18 protein-coding genes are annotated in these 16,568 nt (G+C 60.5%); all 18 read left to right on the top strand.

Features of this window, described 5'->3' with window-relative positions:
* The first annotated feature begins 2 nt into the window (after positions 1 to 2).
* Positions 3 to 1,232, top strand: coding sequence for an HlyD family type I secretion periplasmic adaptor subunit (locus ACO54Z_RS09125; RefSeq protein ID WP_485996726.1), 1,230 nt, complete (start codon positions 3 to 5; stop codon positions 1,230 to 1,232).
* Between the two features lie 194 nt (positions 1,233 to 1,426).
* A complete protein-coding gene (gene gltS, locus ACO54Z_RS09120) occupies positions 1,427 to 2,686 on the top strand; it encodes a sodium/glutamate symporter (protein ID WP_485996725.1) in 1,260 nt (419 codons plus the stop codon).
* Between the two features lie 271 nt (positions 2,687 to 2,957).
* Positions 2,958 to 4,088, top strand: a complete 1,131-nt coding sequence (locus tag ACO54Z_RS09115) for a DUF1176 domain-containing protein (protein WP_485996724.1) — start codon at positions 2,958 to 2,960, stop codon at positions 4,086 to 4,088.
* 60 nt (positions 4,089 to 4,148) lie between these two features.
* Positions 4,149 to 4,310 carry a hypothetical protein gene (locus ACO54Z_RS09110; protein ID WP_298080634.1) on the top strand — a complete coding sequence of 54 codons (162 nt, stop codon included), beginning with the start codon at positions 4,149 to 4,151 and terminating at the stop codon, positions 4,308 to 4,310.
* A gap of 498 nt (positions 4,311 to 4,808) precedes the next feature.
* Positions 4,809 to 5,381, top strand: a complete 573-nt coding sequence (locus ACO54Z_RS09105; protein WP_485996723.1) for a YcxB family protein — start codon at positions 4,809 to 4,811, stop codon at positions 5,379 to 5,381.
* Complete coding sequence (locus ACO54Z_RS09100; protein ID WP_485996722.1) at positions 5,368 to 6,009, top strand: YcxB family protein; 642 nt, start codon at positions 5,368 to 5,370, stop codon at positions 6,007 to 6,009. The genes ACO54Z_RS09105 and ACO54Z_RS09100 overlap by 14 nt, the downstream gene beginning before the upstream one ends.
* On the top strand, positions 6,006 to 6,575 hold the full coding sequence (gene purN / locus ACO54Z_RS09095; protein WP_298080667.1) for a phosphoribosylglycinamide formyltransferase: 570 nt from the start codon (positions 6,006 to 6,008) through the stop codon (positions 6,573 to 6,575). Before ACO54Z_RS09100 ends, purN begins: the two co-directional genes overlap by 4 nt.
* A 107-nt stretch (positions 6,576 to 6,682) precedes the next feature.
* On the top strand, positions 6,683 to 7,936 hold the full coding sequence (gene purD, locus ACO54Z_RS09090; RefSeq protein WP_485996721.1) for a phosphoribosylamine--glycine ligase: 1,254 nt from the start codon (positions 6,683 to 6,685) through the stop codon (positions 7,934 to 7,936).
* Positions 7,933 to 8,568: a carbonic anhydrase gene (locus ACO54Z_RS09085; RefSeq protein ID WP_485996720.1), complete on the top strand. Its 636-nt coding sequence runs from the start codon at positions 7,933 to 7,935 to the stop codon at positions 8,566 to 8,568. The genes purD and ACO54Z_RS09085 overlap by 4 nt, the downstream gene beginning before the upstream one ends.
* Positions 8,569 to 8,617: 49 nt before the next feature.
* A complete protein-coding gene (locus ACO54Z_RS09080) occupies positions 8,618 to 9,766 on the top strand; it encodes a thioredoxin fold domain-containing protein (protein WP_485996719.1) in 1,149 nt (382 codons plus the stop codon).
* Positions 9,767 to 9,799: 33 nt separating this feature from the next.
* Positions 9,800 to 10,468, top strand: a complete 669-nt coding sequence (locus tag ACO54Z_RS09075) for an HAD family hydrolase (RefSeq protein WP_485996718.1) — start codon at positions 9,800 to 9,802, stop codon at positions 10,466 to 10,468.
* Positions 10,465 to 11,139 (top strand): HAD family hydrolase, encoded by a 675-nt coding sequence (locus ACO54Z_RS09070; RefSeq protein WP_298080672.1) that lies wholly within the window; start codon positions 10,465 to 10,467, stop codon positions 11,137 to 11,139. Before ACO54Z_RS09075 ends, ACO54Z_RS09070 begins: the two co-directional genes overlap by 4 nt.
* Positions 11,123 to 11,476 carry a gamma-butyrobetaine hydroxylase family protein gene (locus ACO54Z_RS09065; RefSeq protein ID WP_485996717.1) on the top strand — a complete coding sequence of 118 codons (354 nt, stop codon included), beginning with the start codon at positions 11,123 to 11,125 and terminating at the stop codon, positions 11,474 to 11,476. Before ACO54Z_RS09070 ends, ACO54Z_RS09065 begins: the two co-directional genes overlap by 17 nt.
* Complete coding sequence (gene ubiE, locus ACO54Z_RS09060; RefSeq protein WP_485996716.1) at positions 11,473 to 12,249, top strand: bifunctional demethylmenaquinone methyltransferase/2-methoxy-6-polyprenyl-1,4-benzoquinol methylase UbiE; 777 nt, start codon at positions 11,473 to 11,475, stop codon at positions 12,247 to 12,249. Before ACO54Z_RS09065 ends, ubiE begins: the two co-directional genes overlap by 4 nt.
* The gene (locus tag ACO54Z_RS09055) at positions 12,242 to 12,835 is read left to right on the top strand and encodes a ubiquinone biosynthesis accessory factor UbiJ (RefSeq protein ID WP_485996715.1); all 594 of its coding nucleotides are present in this window, start codon (positions 12,242 to 12,244) and stop codon (positions 12,833 to 12,835) included. The genes ubiE and ACO54Z_RS09055 overlap by 8 nt, the downstream gene beginning before the upstream one ends.
* Before the next feature lie 5 nt (positions 12,836 to 12,840).
* Complete coding sequence (ubiB, locus tag ACO54Z_RS09050; RefSeq protein WP_485996714.1) at positions 12,841 to 14,442, top strand: ubiquinone biosynthesis regulatory protein kinase UbiB; 1,602 nt, start codon at positions 12,841 to 12,843, stop codon at positions 14,440 to 14,442.
* Positions 14,443 to 14,694: 252 nt separating this feature from the next.
* Entirely contained in the window at positions 14,695 to 15,840 is a 1,146-nt protein-coding gene (locus ACO54Z_RS09045; RefSeq protein ID WP_485996713.1) for a MalY/PatB family protein, read from the top strand.
* Positions 15,841 to 15,916: 76 nt separating this feature from the next.
* The coding region (locus ACO54Z_RS09040) for a PepSY domain-containing protein (protein ID WP_485996712.1) at positions 15,917 to 16,568 on the top strand (652 nt) is incomplete at its 3' end.

The raw sequence follows: 16,568 nt of genomic DNA, 5'->3' as shown, positions 1-16,568 counted from the left end.
GCATGGCATTTCACAAAAAACAAAAACTGTCGCAAAAAGACCTGAAACTCGTCAGCGACCTCAACGCCGCCCTGCAAGAAGAAAAACACCGCGGCCTGTGGTGGAGCATCTTCTTCCTCACCGCCTTCCTCACCGCCTTCGTCATCTGGGCGTATAACAGCGACCTCGAAGAAGTCACGCGCGGCCAGGGCTCCATCATCCCCAGCAGCCGTCTGCAAGTCATCCAGAGCCTTGACCCCGGCATCCTCGCCAAATTGCACGTCAAAGAAGGCGACCTGGTAGAGGCGGGCGACATCCTCGTCACCATTGACGACACCCGCAGCTCAGCCGTCTTGCGCGAAAGCGAGGCAAAAGTGGTGAACCTCGAAGCGATGCTGGCGCGCTACCGCAGCGAAGCCTACGACGAACCGCTCAAATTCCCCGCCAGCGTCTCCAAAGAGCTGCGCGACCGCGAAACCAGTGCCTACAAGGCACGCCGCCGCGCACTGGACGAAGCCGTCACCGGGTTGCAACAAAGCAAACGCATCCTTGACGAACAAATCCGTCGCACCGCGGCGATGGTCAAGCGCGGCGTGTCGTCTGAAATCGAACTGCTGCGAATGCAGCGCGAATCCGCCGATTTGGCGCTACAAATCAGCGAGCGCCGCAACCAGTACAAAACCGAGGCGAACAACGAACTGGTACGCACCGAAGCCGAACTGGCACAGGCACGGGAAAACCTCGCCATGCACGCCGACCCGGTAGAACGCTCCAACATCCGCTCACCGGTGCGCGGCGTGGTCAACAACATCAAAATCACCACCGTCGGCGGCGTTATCAACGCCGGACAGGACATCATGGAAGTCGTCCCCATTGACGACACCCTGCTGGTACAAGCCTACATTCGCCCGCAAGACGTCGCCTTCGTTCACCCCGGACTGCACGCCACGGTCAAACTTTCTGCCTACGACTATGCCATCTATGGCGGTCTTGACGGCACGGTGACTCTCATTAGTCCGGACACACTCAGCGACGAACGCCGCCGTAGCGAACTGAACCTCGATGCCAACCAGTCCTACTACCGCGTGCTGGTCGAAACCCAAGGCAGCAAACTGACCGACAAAAACGGCAAGGAACTGCGCATTCTGCCCGGCATGGTCGCTACCGTTGATATTCAGACTGGCAAAAAATCCGTCTTCCAGTACCTGATCAAGCCCATCACCCGGATGAAACAGGCGCTGCACGAGCGCTAAACCATCCGCCACAACGCCCGCACCATGCGGGCGTTTTTCATTGGAAAAGCATGAAGGAAAGTTTGACAGAAATTAACCCTATGCTAGTATTGCCTGTCCGGGGCGAAAGCACCGCGAACCGCCGCCTTACGGCAGGAAACACACCATGCCCTGCCGCAAACCGGCTTTAACACCATCTGACAGAGAGGTAACACATGGGAACAACGGAAATCACGACTTGGACGATCAACAGCTACTACACGCTGATTATCGCCAGCATCGTCCTGCTCTTTGGCCGCTATCTGGTACGCAAATACCGCTTCTTGCAGGATTTCAACATCCCCGAGCCGGTTGCAGGCGGCCTCGTCGCCGCAGTCATTATCTACGCACTCTACGTCTTCAACCACGTCAGCTTCGCCTTCGACAAATCCTTGCGCGACGCCTTCATGCTGGTTTTCTTCTCCTCCATCGGCCTCAGCGCCGACTTCTCTCGCCTGAAAGCGGGCGGACTGCCGCTGATTATCTTCGCCGTGGTCGTCGGCATCTTCATCATCATCCAGAATGCCGTTGGTGTTGGCCTTGCCGTTGCGCTTGACCAGAACCCGCTGCTCGGACTCGTCGCCGGCTCCATCACCATGACCGGCGGTCACGGTACCGCCGCCGGTTGGGGGCCGGATTTGGAGAAAATCGGCCTTGCCAACGCGACCGGTCTCGGTATTGCCTGTGCTACTTTCGGCCTTGTTGCCGGTGGCCTTATCGGTGGCCCGGTTGCCCGCCGCCTCATCAACAAAATGAAGCGCCAACCGCTGGAAAAACTCGATGACGGCAGCAGCGACAACAGCGACGATACCAATGACATGTTTGAAAAACCGGAGCGCAAACGCCTGATTACCGCCAATTCCGCCATCGACACCCTGGCCATGTTTGCCGCCTGTCTGGCGTTTGCCGAAATCATGGACGGCATCGACAAAGTCTATTTCAAGCCGGTGCTGGCCATTCTTGACCTGCCGAAATTCGTCTGGGCGCTGGCCTTTGGCGTCATCCTGCGCAACGTACTGACCAACGTCTTCAAATTCAATATGTTTGACCGCGCCATTGACGTCTTCGGCAATGCCTCGCTCTCGCTCTTCCTCGCGATGGCACTGCTTGACCTGAAACTGTGGGAACTGACCGCGTTGGCACTGCCAGTGACCGTCATCCTCTTCGTTCAGGTCGTCGTCATGGCACTTTATGCGACCTTCGTCACCTACATCGTCATGGGGCGCGACTACGACGCTGCCGTCCTCGCCGCCGGCCACTGCGGCTTCGGTCTCGGCGCGACGCCGACGGCGGTTGCCAATATGCAATCTGTCACCGAACGCTTCGGCCCGTCGCACAAGGCCTTCCTCATCGTACCGATGGTTGGTGCCTTCCTCGTTGACCTCATCAACGCCGGACTGCTGCAAACCTTCGTCAAATTTATCCAGGGTTCATAACCACCGCGCCTTTCACACAAAAGAAACCACCGCTTGCGGTGGTTTTTTGAGAAAGGCGTTCGCCTTTCTCAAGGGAGCCCCGTCCCTCCCCGCTGTGGGCTTTACCCTGCTGGGGAGGGTGATTCGAATACAAAATCTGCAAACTACTACGCGACGCCACTGTCGGCATCAAAATGAAAGCCCGGGGTGGGGTTAGCCTGCAAACCGCCCGCCGGCTCCCAACCCAACAACCTTCTCACGACATCCATTCACCCTAAAAAAAGGAAAAACCATGAAACAAAAAACCCTCGCTCTCCTCCTCGCCGCGCCCATCGCCGCATTTGCGCTGGACGGCATTGACTTTGAACAGGGCGACTGGCAAATCGTCTGTGACAACAGCGGCACCTGCCGCGCCGCTGGCTACCAAAGCGACGAAGGCGACGACCCGCCCGTCTCCGTCCAGTTCACCCGCAAAGCCGGCGAAAAAGAAAGCGTGCAAGGCGCCATAAGCCTTCTTGACGCCAACTCTGAAAGCGCCCCGGCACAAGTAGAAATGCAAATAGACGGCAAAAGCGTCGCCAACATTACCCTGAAAGACGACGGCAGCGCCAGCCTCGACCAGGCACAAACCGGGGCGCTGCTTGCCGCCGTACAGAAAAAAAACAGCAAAATCACCTTCCGCGAAAACGCCAAAAAAACACAATGGCGACTCTCCACCGTTGGCGCCAACGCCGTCCTGCTGAAAATGGACGACTTCCAGGAGCGCGTGGATACCGCCTCCGCCCTCATCAAACGCGGCAACAACGAAAACGCCGTCCTCTCCCCTGACGCGCTGCCCGTCATCAAAGCCGTCACCCCGCCGCAAGACGCCCCGCGCGAACTGAAAAAAAGCGATGCCGACTTTGCAACCATGAAAAAACTGCTCGCCGCGCACTACATCAGCGAAGACGAATACCTCAACCTCAGCGAAAAAGACGACCACTTCGACCGTTGCCCGCATGATGCAGAGCGCGGCATTGACAGCGAAAACGCCGTCATCACCCTCTACCCGCTGGACGACAAACACTACCTGAGCGAAAGCCCGTGCTGGTTTAGCGCCTACAACGTAGGCCTCCTCTACACCCTCGTCAGCCGCGACCTGAAAACCATCGAAAAAACCTACGACAACCGCCTGAACAGCTACGACGAAAAAACCGGCGTCCTGCATGGCAGCCAAAAAACCCGTGGAATTGGCGACTGCTGGAGCATCATTACCTACCAATGGGACGGCAAAGACTTCGTCAAAAGCTATTTGGAACCCAGTAGCCTGTGCAAAGGCTTCGCCGGTGGCGCCTGGGAACAGCCGCAATACCTCACCACCATCGAAAGCGAAAAAGGCACAATACGCAGCGATGAGCTCCTGAAAACAGACGGGAGCGAATAACCCCAAGGCGGTCAAGCCGAAAAGCCGACCGCCTTTCTTACAACAGCGCCGGAGACAGCCATGATCCCCAAACCATTGGCACTTGCCCTCACCCTCGCCAGCGACAACGCCCATGCCGCCGCGAGCCACTTGCCTGCATCGGTAAAGATACCAGCGCCACCCACCGTCAAACCCCGGTACTATAGCCATCCACCGCAAGTTGCAGACAAGGCGCGTCGCTGAAGACAGTACAACCAGTACGACGCGGGTTTCCCTAAAAAATGGCTTTGCTATTTTTTAGGATGCCCGGCGAAGCGGCGCAACACCGTATGAGGCTTTCGGTGGATGGTTTATACATACAGGGTAGCGACTGAGAACCTGTTCAAAATCCTGGTTATCCACACAAATTTGAATTGCTACGCCGAATATCCCCCCCTCCCCTGCAGGGCGCGCAGCGCCCGCAGCGGGCGGATTCCGTGCGTAGGGTGTGTGGCGGCGTAGCCGACACGCACGCGGGAATTTGACATCGGCAAACGCGTGCGTGCCTGCGGCACACACCCTACAATCTAATGATGTAGCTCACAAGATCGTCGCCACGCAACCGCATTGGCTTGGGCGTGTTTACGGCTGAATGGTAAACAGGTCTTAACCAAATCTGCGAATGAAATCATCATGCTATGGCCAATTGTAAACAGCGCCTAAGGTGTATGTATATTTCCCCTTCTTGCACAAGGAGTTTCCATGCAGGCTGAAAATGTTCCTACCGTTCAGGTTTCTTTAACGTCCACCGAGCAGCGAGCGGTATCGCGTTTGTTGCAGCGTTATCTGCCGCCTGCCATCCGGCGGCGATTGCGTATTTTGAATATCGCCAGTTGGGCATTTCATTTGTGCTGCCTGTGGATATTGTTTTCGCGGATGCAGCGCATCCACCTGCAACTGGAAATTTTCGGCGAAGGCATGGGCGATATTTGGTGGGCAATGGGCGCGGTGATTGCCAGCGCTTTGGTTTTTACTGCCGCTTTTGTTTATGAGATAGTCTTGCACAAACAAGCAGCAGTGCGGTCTTTGGCAACACGGCAATTTTTGTATTCTATTGGCGCGGATGGCTTTTGTAGTGAGGAGGACGGGCGCTCGCGCAATGTGTATTTTTGGCCAGCGGTGGAGCGTGTGGTGCGTGACTCAGGTTTTATTTTGGTCTTTATTGATCAAACCGCAGCATTTCCCATCCCCTTGCGCACTTTTTCTGATGCGGGCGCGGCAGAATCTTTTTTACAGCAGTTGAATGTTTACCGGAGCCACCATGAGGCATCATGATGCTTTGCAGATGGTTTTTTCGGTATCCAGCCGCGAGCAGCGACGCGCCAGTCGGCGGATGTGTCGTTACCGCCCGCGCGATTTGCAGCGGCGTTACTGGCTGGGCGCGCTGGTCGCGCTCGTCCTTTTTGTCGCGCTGTTTTATGGCTTCTTTGCGGATATGCAGCTCATCGCCTCATTCTTGCAGAAAAGCTGTGCTTTTTTGCCGGGCGATACGGTGGATGCGGATGCGTTTGCGGCGCAATGGGATGCCTGGTTAGGCAATCGTGATTCGGTTCTCGCCGCCTTGCAGCATTTGTTTTTTTGGTCGCTGGCGTTGTTGTGGTTGACGATTTTCTATTTGCGTTGGAATTATTCCTTGATGCTGCGGGCATTGTTGGATCCGCCGGACGGGCGGCAATTTGTTTTGTCCGTTTCCGCTGAAGGTTTGTTGATGGAGGAAGCGGGACGCACGCGCCTTTTTTATTTTTGGCCAGCGGTATCGCGCGTGATTCTGGATGCGGAATTTTTACTGTTTTATGTCAATCGTAATGTTGCCTGGTTTATTCCGCTTGACCGTTTTGCCGATTCATCGGCGGCGGAGAATTTTTTCCAGCAGGCTTTGCAATTCAAGGAGCATTCTCAATGAAATCTTTGGTGGTTTTAATTTCCGGTGGCGGCAGCAATTTGAAAGCGCTGCTCGATGCGGTCGCGCGCAGCGAGATTCGCGCCGAAGTGAAGGCGGTCATTGCCGACCGTGATTGCGCGGGCAGACGGCACGCTGAAAATGCGGGCGTGCCGTTTGTGTTGCTTGACCGCAAGGCGGCAGGTTTTGCCGACGCGCTCAATGCGGCGGTGCCGGATTGTGATTTGGTGGTGTTGGCCGGTTTTTTGAGCATTATCCCGCCCGCGCTGGTGGCACGTTTCCCGCAAAAAATGGTGAATTTGCATCCGTCGCTGTTGCCGAAGTTTGGCGGCGCGGGGATGTATGGCCTGCGCGTGCATCAGGCGGTGCTGGATGCGGGCGAGCGCGAGAGCGGTTGCACCGTGCATTTCGTCGATAGCGGCATTGACAGCGGCGCGGTCATTGCCCAGGCGCGGGTGCCAGTATTGGCGGACGACACGGCGGAAGCGTTACAGGCGCGGATTGCGCCGGAGGAGCACCGCTTGCTGGTGGCGACGGTGGCGCGTTTGCTGGATGGCGATTCGCTATAATTGCGGCGCACACACTGCTTTACAGATTTACATACACATTGAGCGCTCAAGTGTATGTAAATGGCATTTGACGTTTGAGACAAAATTGATTTTACAAAGAGGATAACATGCTGAATATTTTGATTATTGGCGCGGGCGGCCGCGAACACGCCCTCGCCTGGAAATTCGCGCAGGACGCGCGCGTCGGCCAGATTTTTGTCGCCCCCGGCAATGCGGGTACGGCGGCGATGCAGCGGGTGCGCAATATCCCGCTCACCCGCGTGGAAGATTTGCTGGCGTTTGCGCAAAAGGAAAATGTCGGCCTCACCTTCGTCGGCGCGGAGGCGCTGCTGGTGGAGGGCATTGTTGATACTTTCCGCGCGGCGGGGCTGGCGATTTTCGGCCCCGACCGTCAGGCGGCGCAGCTCGAAGGCAGCAAGCGTTTCGCCAAGGATTTCATGCAGAAATATGGCGTGAAAACCGCCGCCTACGCCAGTTTCCGTGAGCTTGATGCCGCGCTCGCTTATGTGCAGGATTGCGCCTACCCGACGGTGGTGAAAGCAAGCGGGCTGGCGGCAGGCAAGGGCGTGGTCATTTGCCACAACCGTCTTGAAGCGGAAGCCGCGCTGCGGGCGATGATGGAATCGCGCCGCTTTGGCGAGGCGGGCGCGGAAGTGGTGATTGAGGAATTTCTCGACGGCTACGAATGCTCGCTGCTCTCCTTTTGCGACAGCCGCGCCATCGTGCCGCTGGTCAGCGCGCGCGACCACAAGACCATCGGCGAGGGCAACACTGGCGAAAATACCGGCGGCATGGGCGTCGTCGCGCCGCATCCGCGCTTTGGCGCGGCGGAAATGGCCGCCTTTCGCCGCGACATTCTCGAACCGACGCTCAAGGGCATTCAGGCAGAAGGCATGGATTTCGCCGGTGTCATCTTCTTCGGCCTGATGGTGAACGCGAGCGGCGTCTATCTGCTTGAATACAATATGCGTTTTGGCGACCCGGAAACGCAGGCGGTGTTACCGCTGATGCAAAGCGAACTGCTCGACGCGGTGCAAGCCGCGCTTGACCGCCGCCTCGATGACAGCGCCTTCCGCTGGCAGGACGCGCACGCCTGCTGCGTCGTCGCCGCTTCCGCCGGGTATCCGGGCGAATTTCGCACAGGCTTGCCGATAACCGGGCTGGAGCGCGCGCGCTTTCACGGGCTGGTGTTCATCGCAGGCGCTAAACAGGAATGCGGCGAAATGCAAACCAGCGGCGGGCGTGTCTTGAACTGCGTCGGCGTCGCCCCAACCGCCAGCGAGGCGCGGCAACAGGCCTACGACGCCATCGCGCAAGTGCAGTTCGACGGCATTACTTGGCGCCGCGACATCGGCCAATGAAAAAACAGCACATCGAAGCGCTGCTCGCCGCCAACGCCCGCTGGGCGGAAGACTTCGCGCGCGACAACCCCGGCATCTTCGACGCCCTCGCGGCGCAGCAAAACCCCGCCTACCTCTGGATTGGCTGCTCGGACAGCCGCATCCCGGCGAACCAGGTGATGGGGCTCTTGCCGGGCGAAGTCTTCGTGCACCGCAACGTCGGCAACCTCGTGCACGCGATGGACATCAACTGCCACAGCGTTATCCAGTACGCGGTGGACGAGCTGCAAGTGAGCGACATCATCGTCGGCGGCCACTACGACTGCGGCGCGGTCAAGGCGGCGCTCTCCATGAAAGACCACGGTATGCTCAACCACTGGCTAAGCAGCATCAAGGACATCTACAACGGCAACCGCGCCAACTTCGCCCTTGCCGACGAACAGGGCAAAATTGACCGCCTGTGCGAGCTGAACGTCATCGAGCAGGTGAAAAACGTCTGCAAATACAACGAAGTACAACGCGCCTGGGCGCGCGGGCAACAGCTCTTTGTCCACGGCCTCATCTACAGCGTGCACGATGGCCGCCTGCGCGACCTGCATTGCTCGGTGGACAGCAACGACGCGCTCGAAGAAATCTACCGTTTCAAGCATTAAGCCGCCGCCCTTCCCCTCCGCAAAAAAACAAAGACCACAGCAAACAGCCATGAAAAAAACACTCGCCCTCCTCATCCTCCTCGCCATCGCCCCCGCCCGCGCCGCCGACTTCCAGCCCGCACCGCCGCCCGCCGACGTACAAGAAGCGCTCATCGCCGCGCTGAAAAACGGGCGCAACACCGCCGCGATGGTCGAATACATCGACGCCATTGCCACCGTCCCCTTCTCCAGCGACATCTACGAAATCAGCTTCAAGGGCGGCAATAACGAAATCCTCTACGTCAGCAAAGACGGCGGCTACATCTTCCAGGCGGACATCATCGCCGTGCCGGACGCACTCAACATCACCCGCGAACGGCGCGAAGCCATCGCCGCCGCCAAAGGCCTGGCGACCGAAGAAGCCCCCACCCCACCCGCCGCCAAAAGCGCGGACGACCCGCCCGCCAAACCCGGCAAAAAACCCGGCGATGGCCAATTTGCCGCGCTTGCCAGCGAGCTCGCCCTGAAAGAAGTCAAAGGCGACGGCAAACGCCGCCTCTGGCTTATGACCGCGCCCGACTGCGATATGTGCAAAACCCTCGAAGAACAAATCGCCAACATCACAGACGTCACCCTCTACCGCTACCTCTACACCGCGGACGACAGCACCACCCAGCGCGCCATCGCCATCCGCTGCCACCACAACCCGAACGAAGCCCTGCGCGACTACCTCCTCTACAGCCTCGCCAGCGAGGCCAAGCCGGACGAAACCTGCGCCAGCGCCGCCGCCGACAAACAAAAACGCATCCGTGACGAAATTGGCGAACACGCCGACCGCGCCGAACTGCCGGTACTGTTCTTCCCGGACGGCGAAGAAACCCGCGTGCTGGCTGCCGACAGCGACGAACTCGACCGCTGGATTACCATGCACCAGACCGCCAAAGCGGACGACGATAAAACAGAAAACACCCCGGCAGGCGACAGCAGCGGCGACACCCCGCCCGCGACTGACACCGCCCCCGCCACACCAGAAAACAGCGAAGACAGCGACCCCGCCCCGACCGGCAGCGCGGTGGACATCAGCAACAACAGCGCCGACCGCCCTGCCCCGCTGGACGCCAACCAAAACCCGCAACCACCCGCCAGCGACAGCACCACCGCCCCGGCAACGGACGACAAGCGCCCGCCCGCGGTACAAGTCGTGCGACCACGGCCCTAAACCGTACCGGCACCAATCACCCGAGGAAACCCCATGACCCCACCCATCCAGGCCGTTGCCTTCGACAAGGACGGCGTCACCTTCGACTCCGAGCGCATCTACGCCGAAGCGCTGTTGCAAACGCTGACCGAACTGCCCCGTCCGCCTGCCGACCCCGCTGCCGTGGTTGCCTCGTGCAGCGGACTGAGCTGTGCCGCGACGGCGGCGCTGTTGCAGGAAAAACTCGGCGCGGATGTGGATATGGACGCTTTTTTCCGCCGCTGGTTTGCCCGGCGCGACGCCATCATCGCCACGCGCGGCGTGCCGTTCATGCCGGGGGCGGACGCGCTGATAGAAGCACTTTATGCCGCAGGCTACCCGCTGGCGCTGGTGACGGCGGATGACCTCGACAATGTCCTCGCCGATTTTCAGCGCTGCCCGCAGCCGGAGTTGTTGCAGCGGTTTTCGGTAGTGATTACCGCCGATGATGTCGCCAACACCAAGCCTGACCCGGAGCCGTATCAGCGCGCCGCCGCCTATCTGGGCGTCGCGCCGGAGGCGATGCTGGTGCTGGAGGATTCGGATGTGGGCGCGCAGGCGGCGCTGGCCGCCGGTTGTCCGGTTTTCCTGCTGGCGGCCGACCGTCAGCCCGCGCCGCAGATTGCGCAGGCGGTGCGGCGCATCATCCGCGATCACGACGCGGTGCGGGAGGTGCTGTTATGAAGCCTGTAATCAAGGCGGTCGCGCTCGACAAGGACGGCGTGACTTTTGATACGGAGCGCCTGATTTACCGCGCTTTTCGCGAGCTGATTGCGCGCGAGAAGCTGCCCATCGAACCGGAGCTGTTTGCGGAGCTGGTCGGCAAGCCGCCGGAGGTTTATCTCAAGGTGCTGGGCGAGGCGCTGGGGCAGGAGATGGCGCTGGATGATTTCATCGCGCACTGGTTCGCGCTGCGCGACGAGATTTTCTCGGTGGAAGGCGCGCCGTTCATGCCCGGTGCCGACCGCCTGATTGAGTATTTGCACGGCGCGGGCGTGCCGCTGGCACTCGTTACCGGTGATTTCCGCCGCAATGTCGAGCAGGATTTTGCCCGCAGCACCCGCCCGGCGCTGTTCCAATGCTTTGATGTGGTGATTACCCATGATGATGTCGCCCGCCCCAAGCCCGACCCGCAGCCGTATCAAATGGCGGCAGCGGCGCTCGGCGTCGCCCCGGAGAACCTGCTGGTGGTGGAGGATTCGCCGCCCGGCGTGCTGGCGGCGGTGGAGGCGGGCTGCCGTACCCTGATTTTGCCGGGTTACGGTATGATAATGCCCGATTTGGCGGCGCGCGCCTGGCGCACCGTTTCTCACCATGATGAAGTCCGCGAGCTGTTCGATGCCCACCGTGCCTGAAGAATTGCGCCTGGCCAAAGGCGGCGACACCCTCACCGTAACGTTTGCCGGAACGCCTTACCCGCTCAGCGCCGAGTATTTGCGCGTCTGCTCGCCCTCTGCCGAGGTGCGCAACCACGGCGGCGCGTGGACGCTGGTTGCGGGACGGCGCAAGGTGCTGATTCGCCGCGTCGAGCCGGTTGGCAGCTACGCAGTGCGGCTGTACTTCAGCGATGGCCACCACACCGGCATTTACACTTGGGAAACGTTGCACGATTTGGCGCTTAACGCCGACGACTACTGGCAACGCTATCTGCAAGCCCTCGCCGCAGAGGGCAAAACACGGGACGAGAAATGACAGAGAAAGAACAAACCCACTTCGGCTACGAGACCATTGATTCAGAAGAAAAAGAAGGGCGCGTCGGCGCCGTGTTTGATTCCGTCGCAGGCAAATACGACCTGATGAACGACGTCATGAGCGCGGGCATCCACCGCGCCTGGAAAAACTGGTACGTCTGGCAGACCGGCGTCAAGCCGGGCGAGGCAGTGCTGGATTTGGCGGCAGGCACGGGCGACATCACCCTGCGTCTGGCCAAACGGATGCGCGGCAAAGGCGCGGGCGCGGACATCGAAGGGCGGCTGGTGTCGTCCGACATCAACGCGGCGATGCTGAAAATCGGCGAAGAGCGCCTGACCAACAAAGGCTGGCTCGCGAACCTCGAATTTGTCATCGCCAACGCCGAAGCGCTGCCGTTCGAGGACAACAGCTTCGACCTCATCACCATGGCGTTCGGCCTGCGTAACGTCACCCATCAAGACAAGGCGCTCGCGGAAATGGCGCGCGTGCTGAAGCCGGGCGGGCGGGTGCTGGTGCTCGAATTCTCGCGCCCGAAAAACGCCGTCATCAACCGCTTCTACGACTGGTACAGCTTCACCTTCCTGCCAAAAATGGGCGCGCTCATCGCCAAGGACGCCGACAGCTACCAGTACCTCGCCGAATCCATCCGGATGCACCCGCCGCAAGAAGAGTTGAAAGCGATGTTCGCCGCCGCCGGACTCGCCGACTGCGAATACCAGAATTTGAGCAACGGCATCGTCGCCATCCACAAAGGAGTCAAACCCCATGCTTGAAACCTTTATCAACGGCCGGGTGCTGGCGCGCCTCATCAACAGCGCCCTGCGCCTCGACCCGGCGGCGCGCGACAAACTGGCGGCGTTGAACGGCCGCCGTATCAGCCTCGACCTCGGCTGGCGCGCCCAACCGTGGCTCATCGAAATCCACGACGGCGAGCTGCACTTCTCCGACGACCACGCTACCCTCTGCGACGTGCGTCTTTCCGGCAACCTGAGCGGCTTTCTCCAGCTCTTCAAAAAACCGGCAAACAGCAGCACGCCGCCGCGCGGCAAACTCTACATCGAAGGCGACCTGCACGCCGCGCAACAATTCCAGCGCGTCATGGGCGAACTCGCGCCCGACTTCGATGCCGTCTTCCGCGAGCGCTTCGGCGAACGCCTCGGCAGCACCCTTGCCGACGCCGCGCGCCGCCTGCGAGCCCACGGCGAAGCGGGCAAAGCAGCGGTTGAGGCCAAACTGCGCGCCTTCCTCAGCGAAAACGGCTGCGCCACCCGCGCGGACGCTGCCGACTTCGCCCGCCGCGTGCAGGCACTCACCGCCCGCCTTGCCCGCCTCGAAACCCGCTTCGCCACGGAACACTGACCACAATGCTCGCCTCCACCCGGCGCATGAACCACATCGCGCGCGTCCTCATCCGCTACCGCCTTGACGAACACCTGCCGGACGAAGGCGCCTTTCGCTGGCTGCGCCGCCTCGCCCGCCTCCACCCAGCCCATTACCGCCGCGACAACGCCGACGCCAGCCTCGGCAAACGGCTGCGCCTCGCGCTGCAAGACCTCGGCCCCATCTTCGTCAAACTCGGCCAAACCCTCTCCACCCGCCCCGACCTGCTCTCGCCCGACCTCCTCGCCGAACTGAGCCAATTACAAGACAAAGTGCCGCCCTTCCCCGGCGCAGAAGCGCGCGCCATCATCGAAGCTGCACTGGGCGAACCGATAGACGCCGTCTTTGCCGCCTTTGACGAGAACGCGCTCGCCTCCGCCTCCGTCGCCCAAGTCCATGCCGCGACCCTGTTGAGCGGCGAAGACGTCGTCGTCAAAGTGTTGCGCCCCGGCGTCGAAAAAGCCGTCGCCGCCGACATCGCGCTGATGTACCAACTGGCGCGGCTCGCCAACTGCACCAGCGATGGCCGCCGCCTGCGCCCGGTCGAAGTCGTGCGCGAATTTGAAAACACGCTCGCCAACGAACTCGACCTGATGTTTGAAGCGGCGAACGCCAGCCAACTGCGCGCCAACTTCAAAAACTCGCCGCTGCTGTACGTCCCCGAAATCCATTGGCGCTACTGCCGCCCCAACGTGATGGTGATGGAGCGCATCCGCGCCACCAACATCGCCGACGAAGCCGCCATCCACGCCGCCGGTACCAACATGAAAGTGCTGGCCGAACGCGGCGTCGAAATATTTTTCACCCAAGTCTTCCGCGACAGCTTCTTCCATGCCGATATGCACCCCGGCAACATCTTCGTTTACACCGACCAGCCGGAAACCCCGCGCTACTGCGCCATCGACTTCGGCATCATGGGCTCGCTCACCCCGGAAGACCAGCACTACCTCGCCGAAAACTTCCTCGCCTTCTTCAACCGCGACTACCGCCGCGTCGCCGAACTACACGTCGAATCCGGCTGGGTACCGCGCGACACCCGCGTCACCGACTTCGAAGCCGCCATCCGCAAAGTATCCGAGCCCATCTTCGGCAAACCCATCAAAGAAATCTCCTTCGGCGCCTTCCTCGTCAGCCTCTTCCAGACCGCGCGCCGCTTCAATATGCACATCCAGCCGCAGCTCGTCCTCCTGCAAAAAACCTTCTTCAACGTCGAAGGCCTAGGCCGCCGCCTCTACCCGGAGCTGGATTTATGGACGACCGCCAAACCCGTACTCGAAGCGTGGATGAAAACCCAAATCGGGCCGCGCGCCGTACTCAAACAAATGCGCTACCACGCGCACGAATACGCCAAAACCCTGCCGCTGCTGCCGCTGCTCGCCACCCGCGTACTACAACAACTCGACCAGCCGCCACCGCGCCCGGCGCGACAACGCACCAACCCGCGCCTGCTCGCCGGAACACTGCTGCTCATCGCCGCCGCCGCCCTTTGGATTACCGGCAACCCGCACGGATTCTGGCAACACGCAGCACTCGCCATCATGGCCGCCGTCGGCATTTGGCAATGGCTAAAACCCGGCGGAACTTGAACCCTGTAGGGTGGGGCTTGCCCCACCAAATACCCCCTCATCATTAAATGATTACACCGCACAGCCGAACCAGCCACCATCCCCAACCCGTTTACATACACCAACCCCGCTACCCTGTATGTAAATCAAATAGCAAACTGTAGCAAACTGTAGGGTGGGGCTTGCCCCACCGGACAACCCGCAAAAATTTGGTGGGTCAAGACCCACCCTACGACCGTACATAAACCCGCAAACCCAAACCGGAGACCCCAAATGCTACGCAGCAGCGACACCCGCGCCCAAAGCGATTCCGAAAAATGGCACAAATACACCGGCACCAACATCCTGCCGATGTGGATCGCCGACACCGAATTTCTCGCCGCGCCGCCCATCCTTGACGCCCTGCGCGACCGCCTCGACCACGGCGTCTTTGGCTACGGCTACCGCCAGCCGCGATTCGTCAACGCCGTCAAAAAACACTGCCATGACCGCTACGGTTGGCACATCGAAGACGACTGGATCCTGCCGCTGACCGGCGTCGTCCCCGGCCTCAACTTCAGCCGCGCCATCAGCCAACTGCACGGCAAAAACCGGGCCGTCCTCGTTGAGCCCGTCTATCCGCACCTGCGCAAACACCCGGCGCTGTTGCCCGGCTTCAGCGACAGCGGCTCGCCCTGCAAACTGGAAAACGGCCGCTGGGTGCCGGACTTTGACGCACTGGAAGCCAACATCAACGACGACACCGGCCTGCTGCTCCTCTGCCACCCGCACAACCCGATTGGCCGCGCCCACACCGACGACGAACTCGCGCGCTACAGCAGCATCGCCGAAAAATACGACCTCATCGTCTGCGCCGACGAAATCCACTGCGACCTTATCCTGAACGGCAGCCGCCACCGCCCGTTTGCCAGCCTCGGCGACGACCAGCGCAGCCGCACCATCACCCTGATGGCGGCGAGCAAAACCTGGAACATCGCCGGACTCTCCTGCGCCTTTGCCATCATCGCCAACCCCGAACTGCGCCGCGACTTCCAGCGCGTCAGCGCGGGCATGACCGGCGACGTAAACGTGCTCGGCATGACCGCGACCATCGCCGCGCTCGAACACGGCGAACCGTGGCGACAAAAAATGATCCAATACCTGCGCGAAAACGCCGCCCTCACCGAACGCCGCATCAACGCCACCGGCAAACTGCACATGACCCCGGTGGAGGCAACCTACCTCGCCTGGATCGACGCGCGCGATCTTGGCGTCGAAAACCCGCAGAAATTTTTTGAACAACACGGCGTCGGCATGAACGACGGCGCGGACTTTGGCGCCCCCGGCTTCGTCCGCCTCAACTTCGGCTGCCCGCGCGAAATGCTGGAAGAAGCGCTGGAGCGCATCGAAATCGCCGTCACCAAGCTAACACACGCCTAATAAAGCCCTCCTACAATGCGCGCCATCGGAAGCAGACACGCCGCCGATACGAACCCAAAATCCAGGAGTTAGCCAAATGACCAAAACCCTACTCGCCCTCGGCCTCACCGCCCTCATCGGCAGCACCCCTGCCCTTGCCGGACACGACCATGACCACGGCCACAAAGGCCCGCGCAAGGATGTCGTCGCGCTGGAACAAAGCAAAATCAGCGCCGCGCAAGCCATCGCCATCGCCGAAAAAGACACCGGCGCCACCGCCGACAACCTCGAACTCGAACTCAAACGCGGCAACGCCGTCTATGAAATCGACCTGCACGACGACAAACAGGAATACGAAATCCGCGTTGACGCCATCAGCGGCGAAATCACCGCGCGCAAAAGCGAGTACGAAGACAAACTGCCACGCCGGGGCACCATCACCCTCGCCCAGGCAATAGAGACCGCCGAAAAAGAGACCGGCGCCAAGACCGTCGAAGCCGACCTCGAAGGCAAACGCGGCGGCCTCATGTATGAAATCGAGCTGCTCGGCAACGACACCCGCCACGACGTGGACATCAGCGCCGACGACGGCAAAGTGCTGCGCAAAGACGAAAAAAAGTGCCCGCCGCGTATGGGCGGCATGAAAGACGGCAACAACCCGCCGCCTCCGCCCGCTGAAACCTCGGCAGCACAATATAGCCATCCACCGAAAGCCTCATACGGTGTTGCGTCGCCTGACCGGGCACCCT

The sequence above is a fragment of the Cardiobacterium sp. genome (genome assembly GCF_057314735.1).
The sequence above is the reverse complement of the archived record's forward strand: the minus strand, read 5'-3'. Positions and strand labels throughout refer to the sequence as shown.

Excerpts from the sequence above, each read along its gene's own strand:
- ubiB (WP_485996714.1), top strand. The coding sequence starts at position 12,841 with ATGCTCGCCTCCACCCGGCGCATGAACCACATCGCGCGCGTCCTCATC.
- ACO54Z_RS09065 (WP_485996717.1), top strand. The coding sequence starts at position 11,123 with ATGCCCACCGTGCCTGAAGAATTGCGCCTGGCCAAAGGCGGCGACACC.
- ubiE (WP_485996716.1), top strand. The coding sequence starts at position 11,473 with ATGACAGAGAAAGAACAAACCCACTTCGGCTACGAGACCATTGATTCA.
- purD (WP_485996721.1), top strand. The coding sequence starts at position 6,683 with ATGCTGAATATTTTGATTATTGGCGCGGGCGGCCGCGAACACGCCCTC.
- ACO54Z_RS09110 (WP_298080634.1), top strand. The coding sequence starts at position 4,149 with ATGATCCCCAAACCATTGGCACTTGCCCTCACCCTCGCCAGCGACAAC.
- purN (WP_298080667.1), top strand. The coding sequence starts at position 6,006 with ATGAAATCTTTGGTGGTTTTAATTTCCGGTGGCGGCAGCAATTTGAAA.
- ACO54Z_RS09100 (WP_485996722.1), top strand. The coding sequence starts at position 5,368 with ATGAGGCATCATGATGCTTTGCAGATGGTTTTTTCGGTATCCAGCCGC.
- ACO54Z_RS09055 (WP_485996715.1), top strand. The coding sequence starts at position 12,242 with ATGCTTGAAACCTTTATCAACGGCCGGGTGCTGGCGCGCCTCATCAAC.
- ACO54Z_RS09075 (WP_485996718.1), top strand. The coding sequence starts at position 9,800 with ATGACCCCACCCATCCAGGCCGTTGCCTTCGACAAGGACGGCGTCACC.
- ACO54Z_RS09085 (WP_485996720.1), top strand. The coding sequence starts at position 7,933 with ATGAAAAAACAGCACATCGAAGCGCTGCTCGCCGCCAACGCCCGCTGG.
- ACO54Z_RS09115 (WP_485996724.1), top strand. The coding sequence starts at position 2,958 with ATGAAACAAAAAACCCTCGCTCTCCTCCTCGCCGCGCCCATCGCCGCA.
- ACO54Z_RS09070 (WP_298080672.1), top strand. The coding sequence starts at position 10,465 with ATGAAGCCTGTAATCAAGGCGGTCGCGCTCGACAAGGACGGCGTGACT.
- gltS (WP_485996725.1), top strand. The coding sequence starts at position 1,427 with ATGGGAACAACGGAAATCACGACTTGGACGATCAACAGCTACTACACG.
- ACO54Z_RS09045 (WP_485996713.1), top strand. The coding sequence starts at position 14,695 with ATGCTACGCAGCAGCGACACCCGCGCCCAAAGCGATTCCGAAAAATGG.
- ACO54Z_RS09105 (WP_485996723.1), top strand. The coding sequence starts at position 4,809 with ATGCAGGCTGAAAATGTTCCTACCGTTCAGGTTTCTTTAACGTCCACC.
- ACO54Z_RS09080 (WP_485996719.1), top strand. The coding sequence starts at position 8,618 with ATGAAAAAAACACTCGCCCTCCTCATCCTCCTCGCCATCGCCCCCGCC.
- ACO54Z_RS09125 (WP_485996726.1), top strand. The coding sequence starts at position 3 with ATGGCATTTCACAAAAAACAAAAACTGTCGCAAAAAGACCTGAAACTC.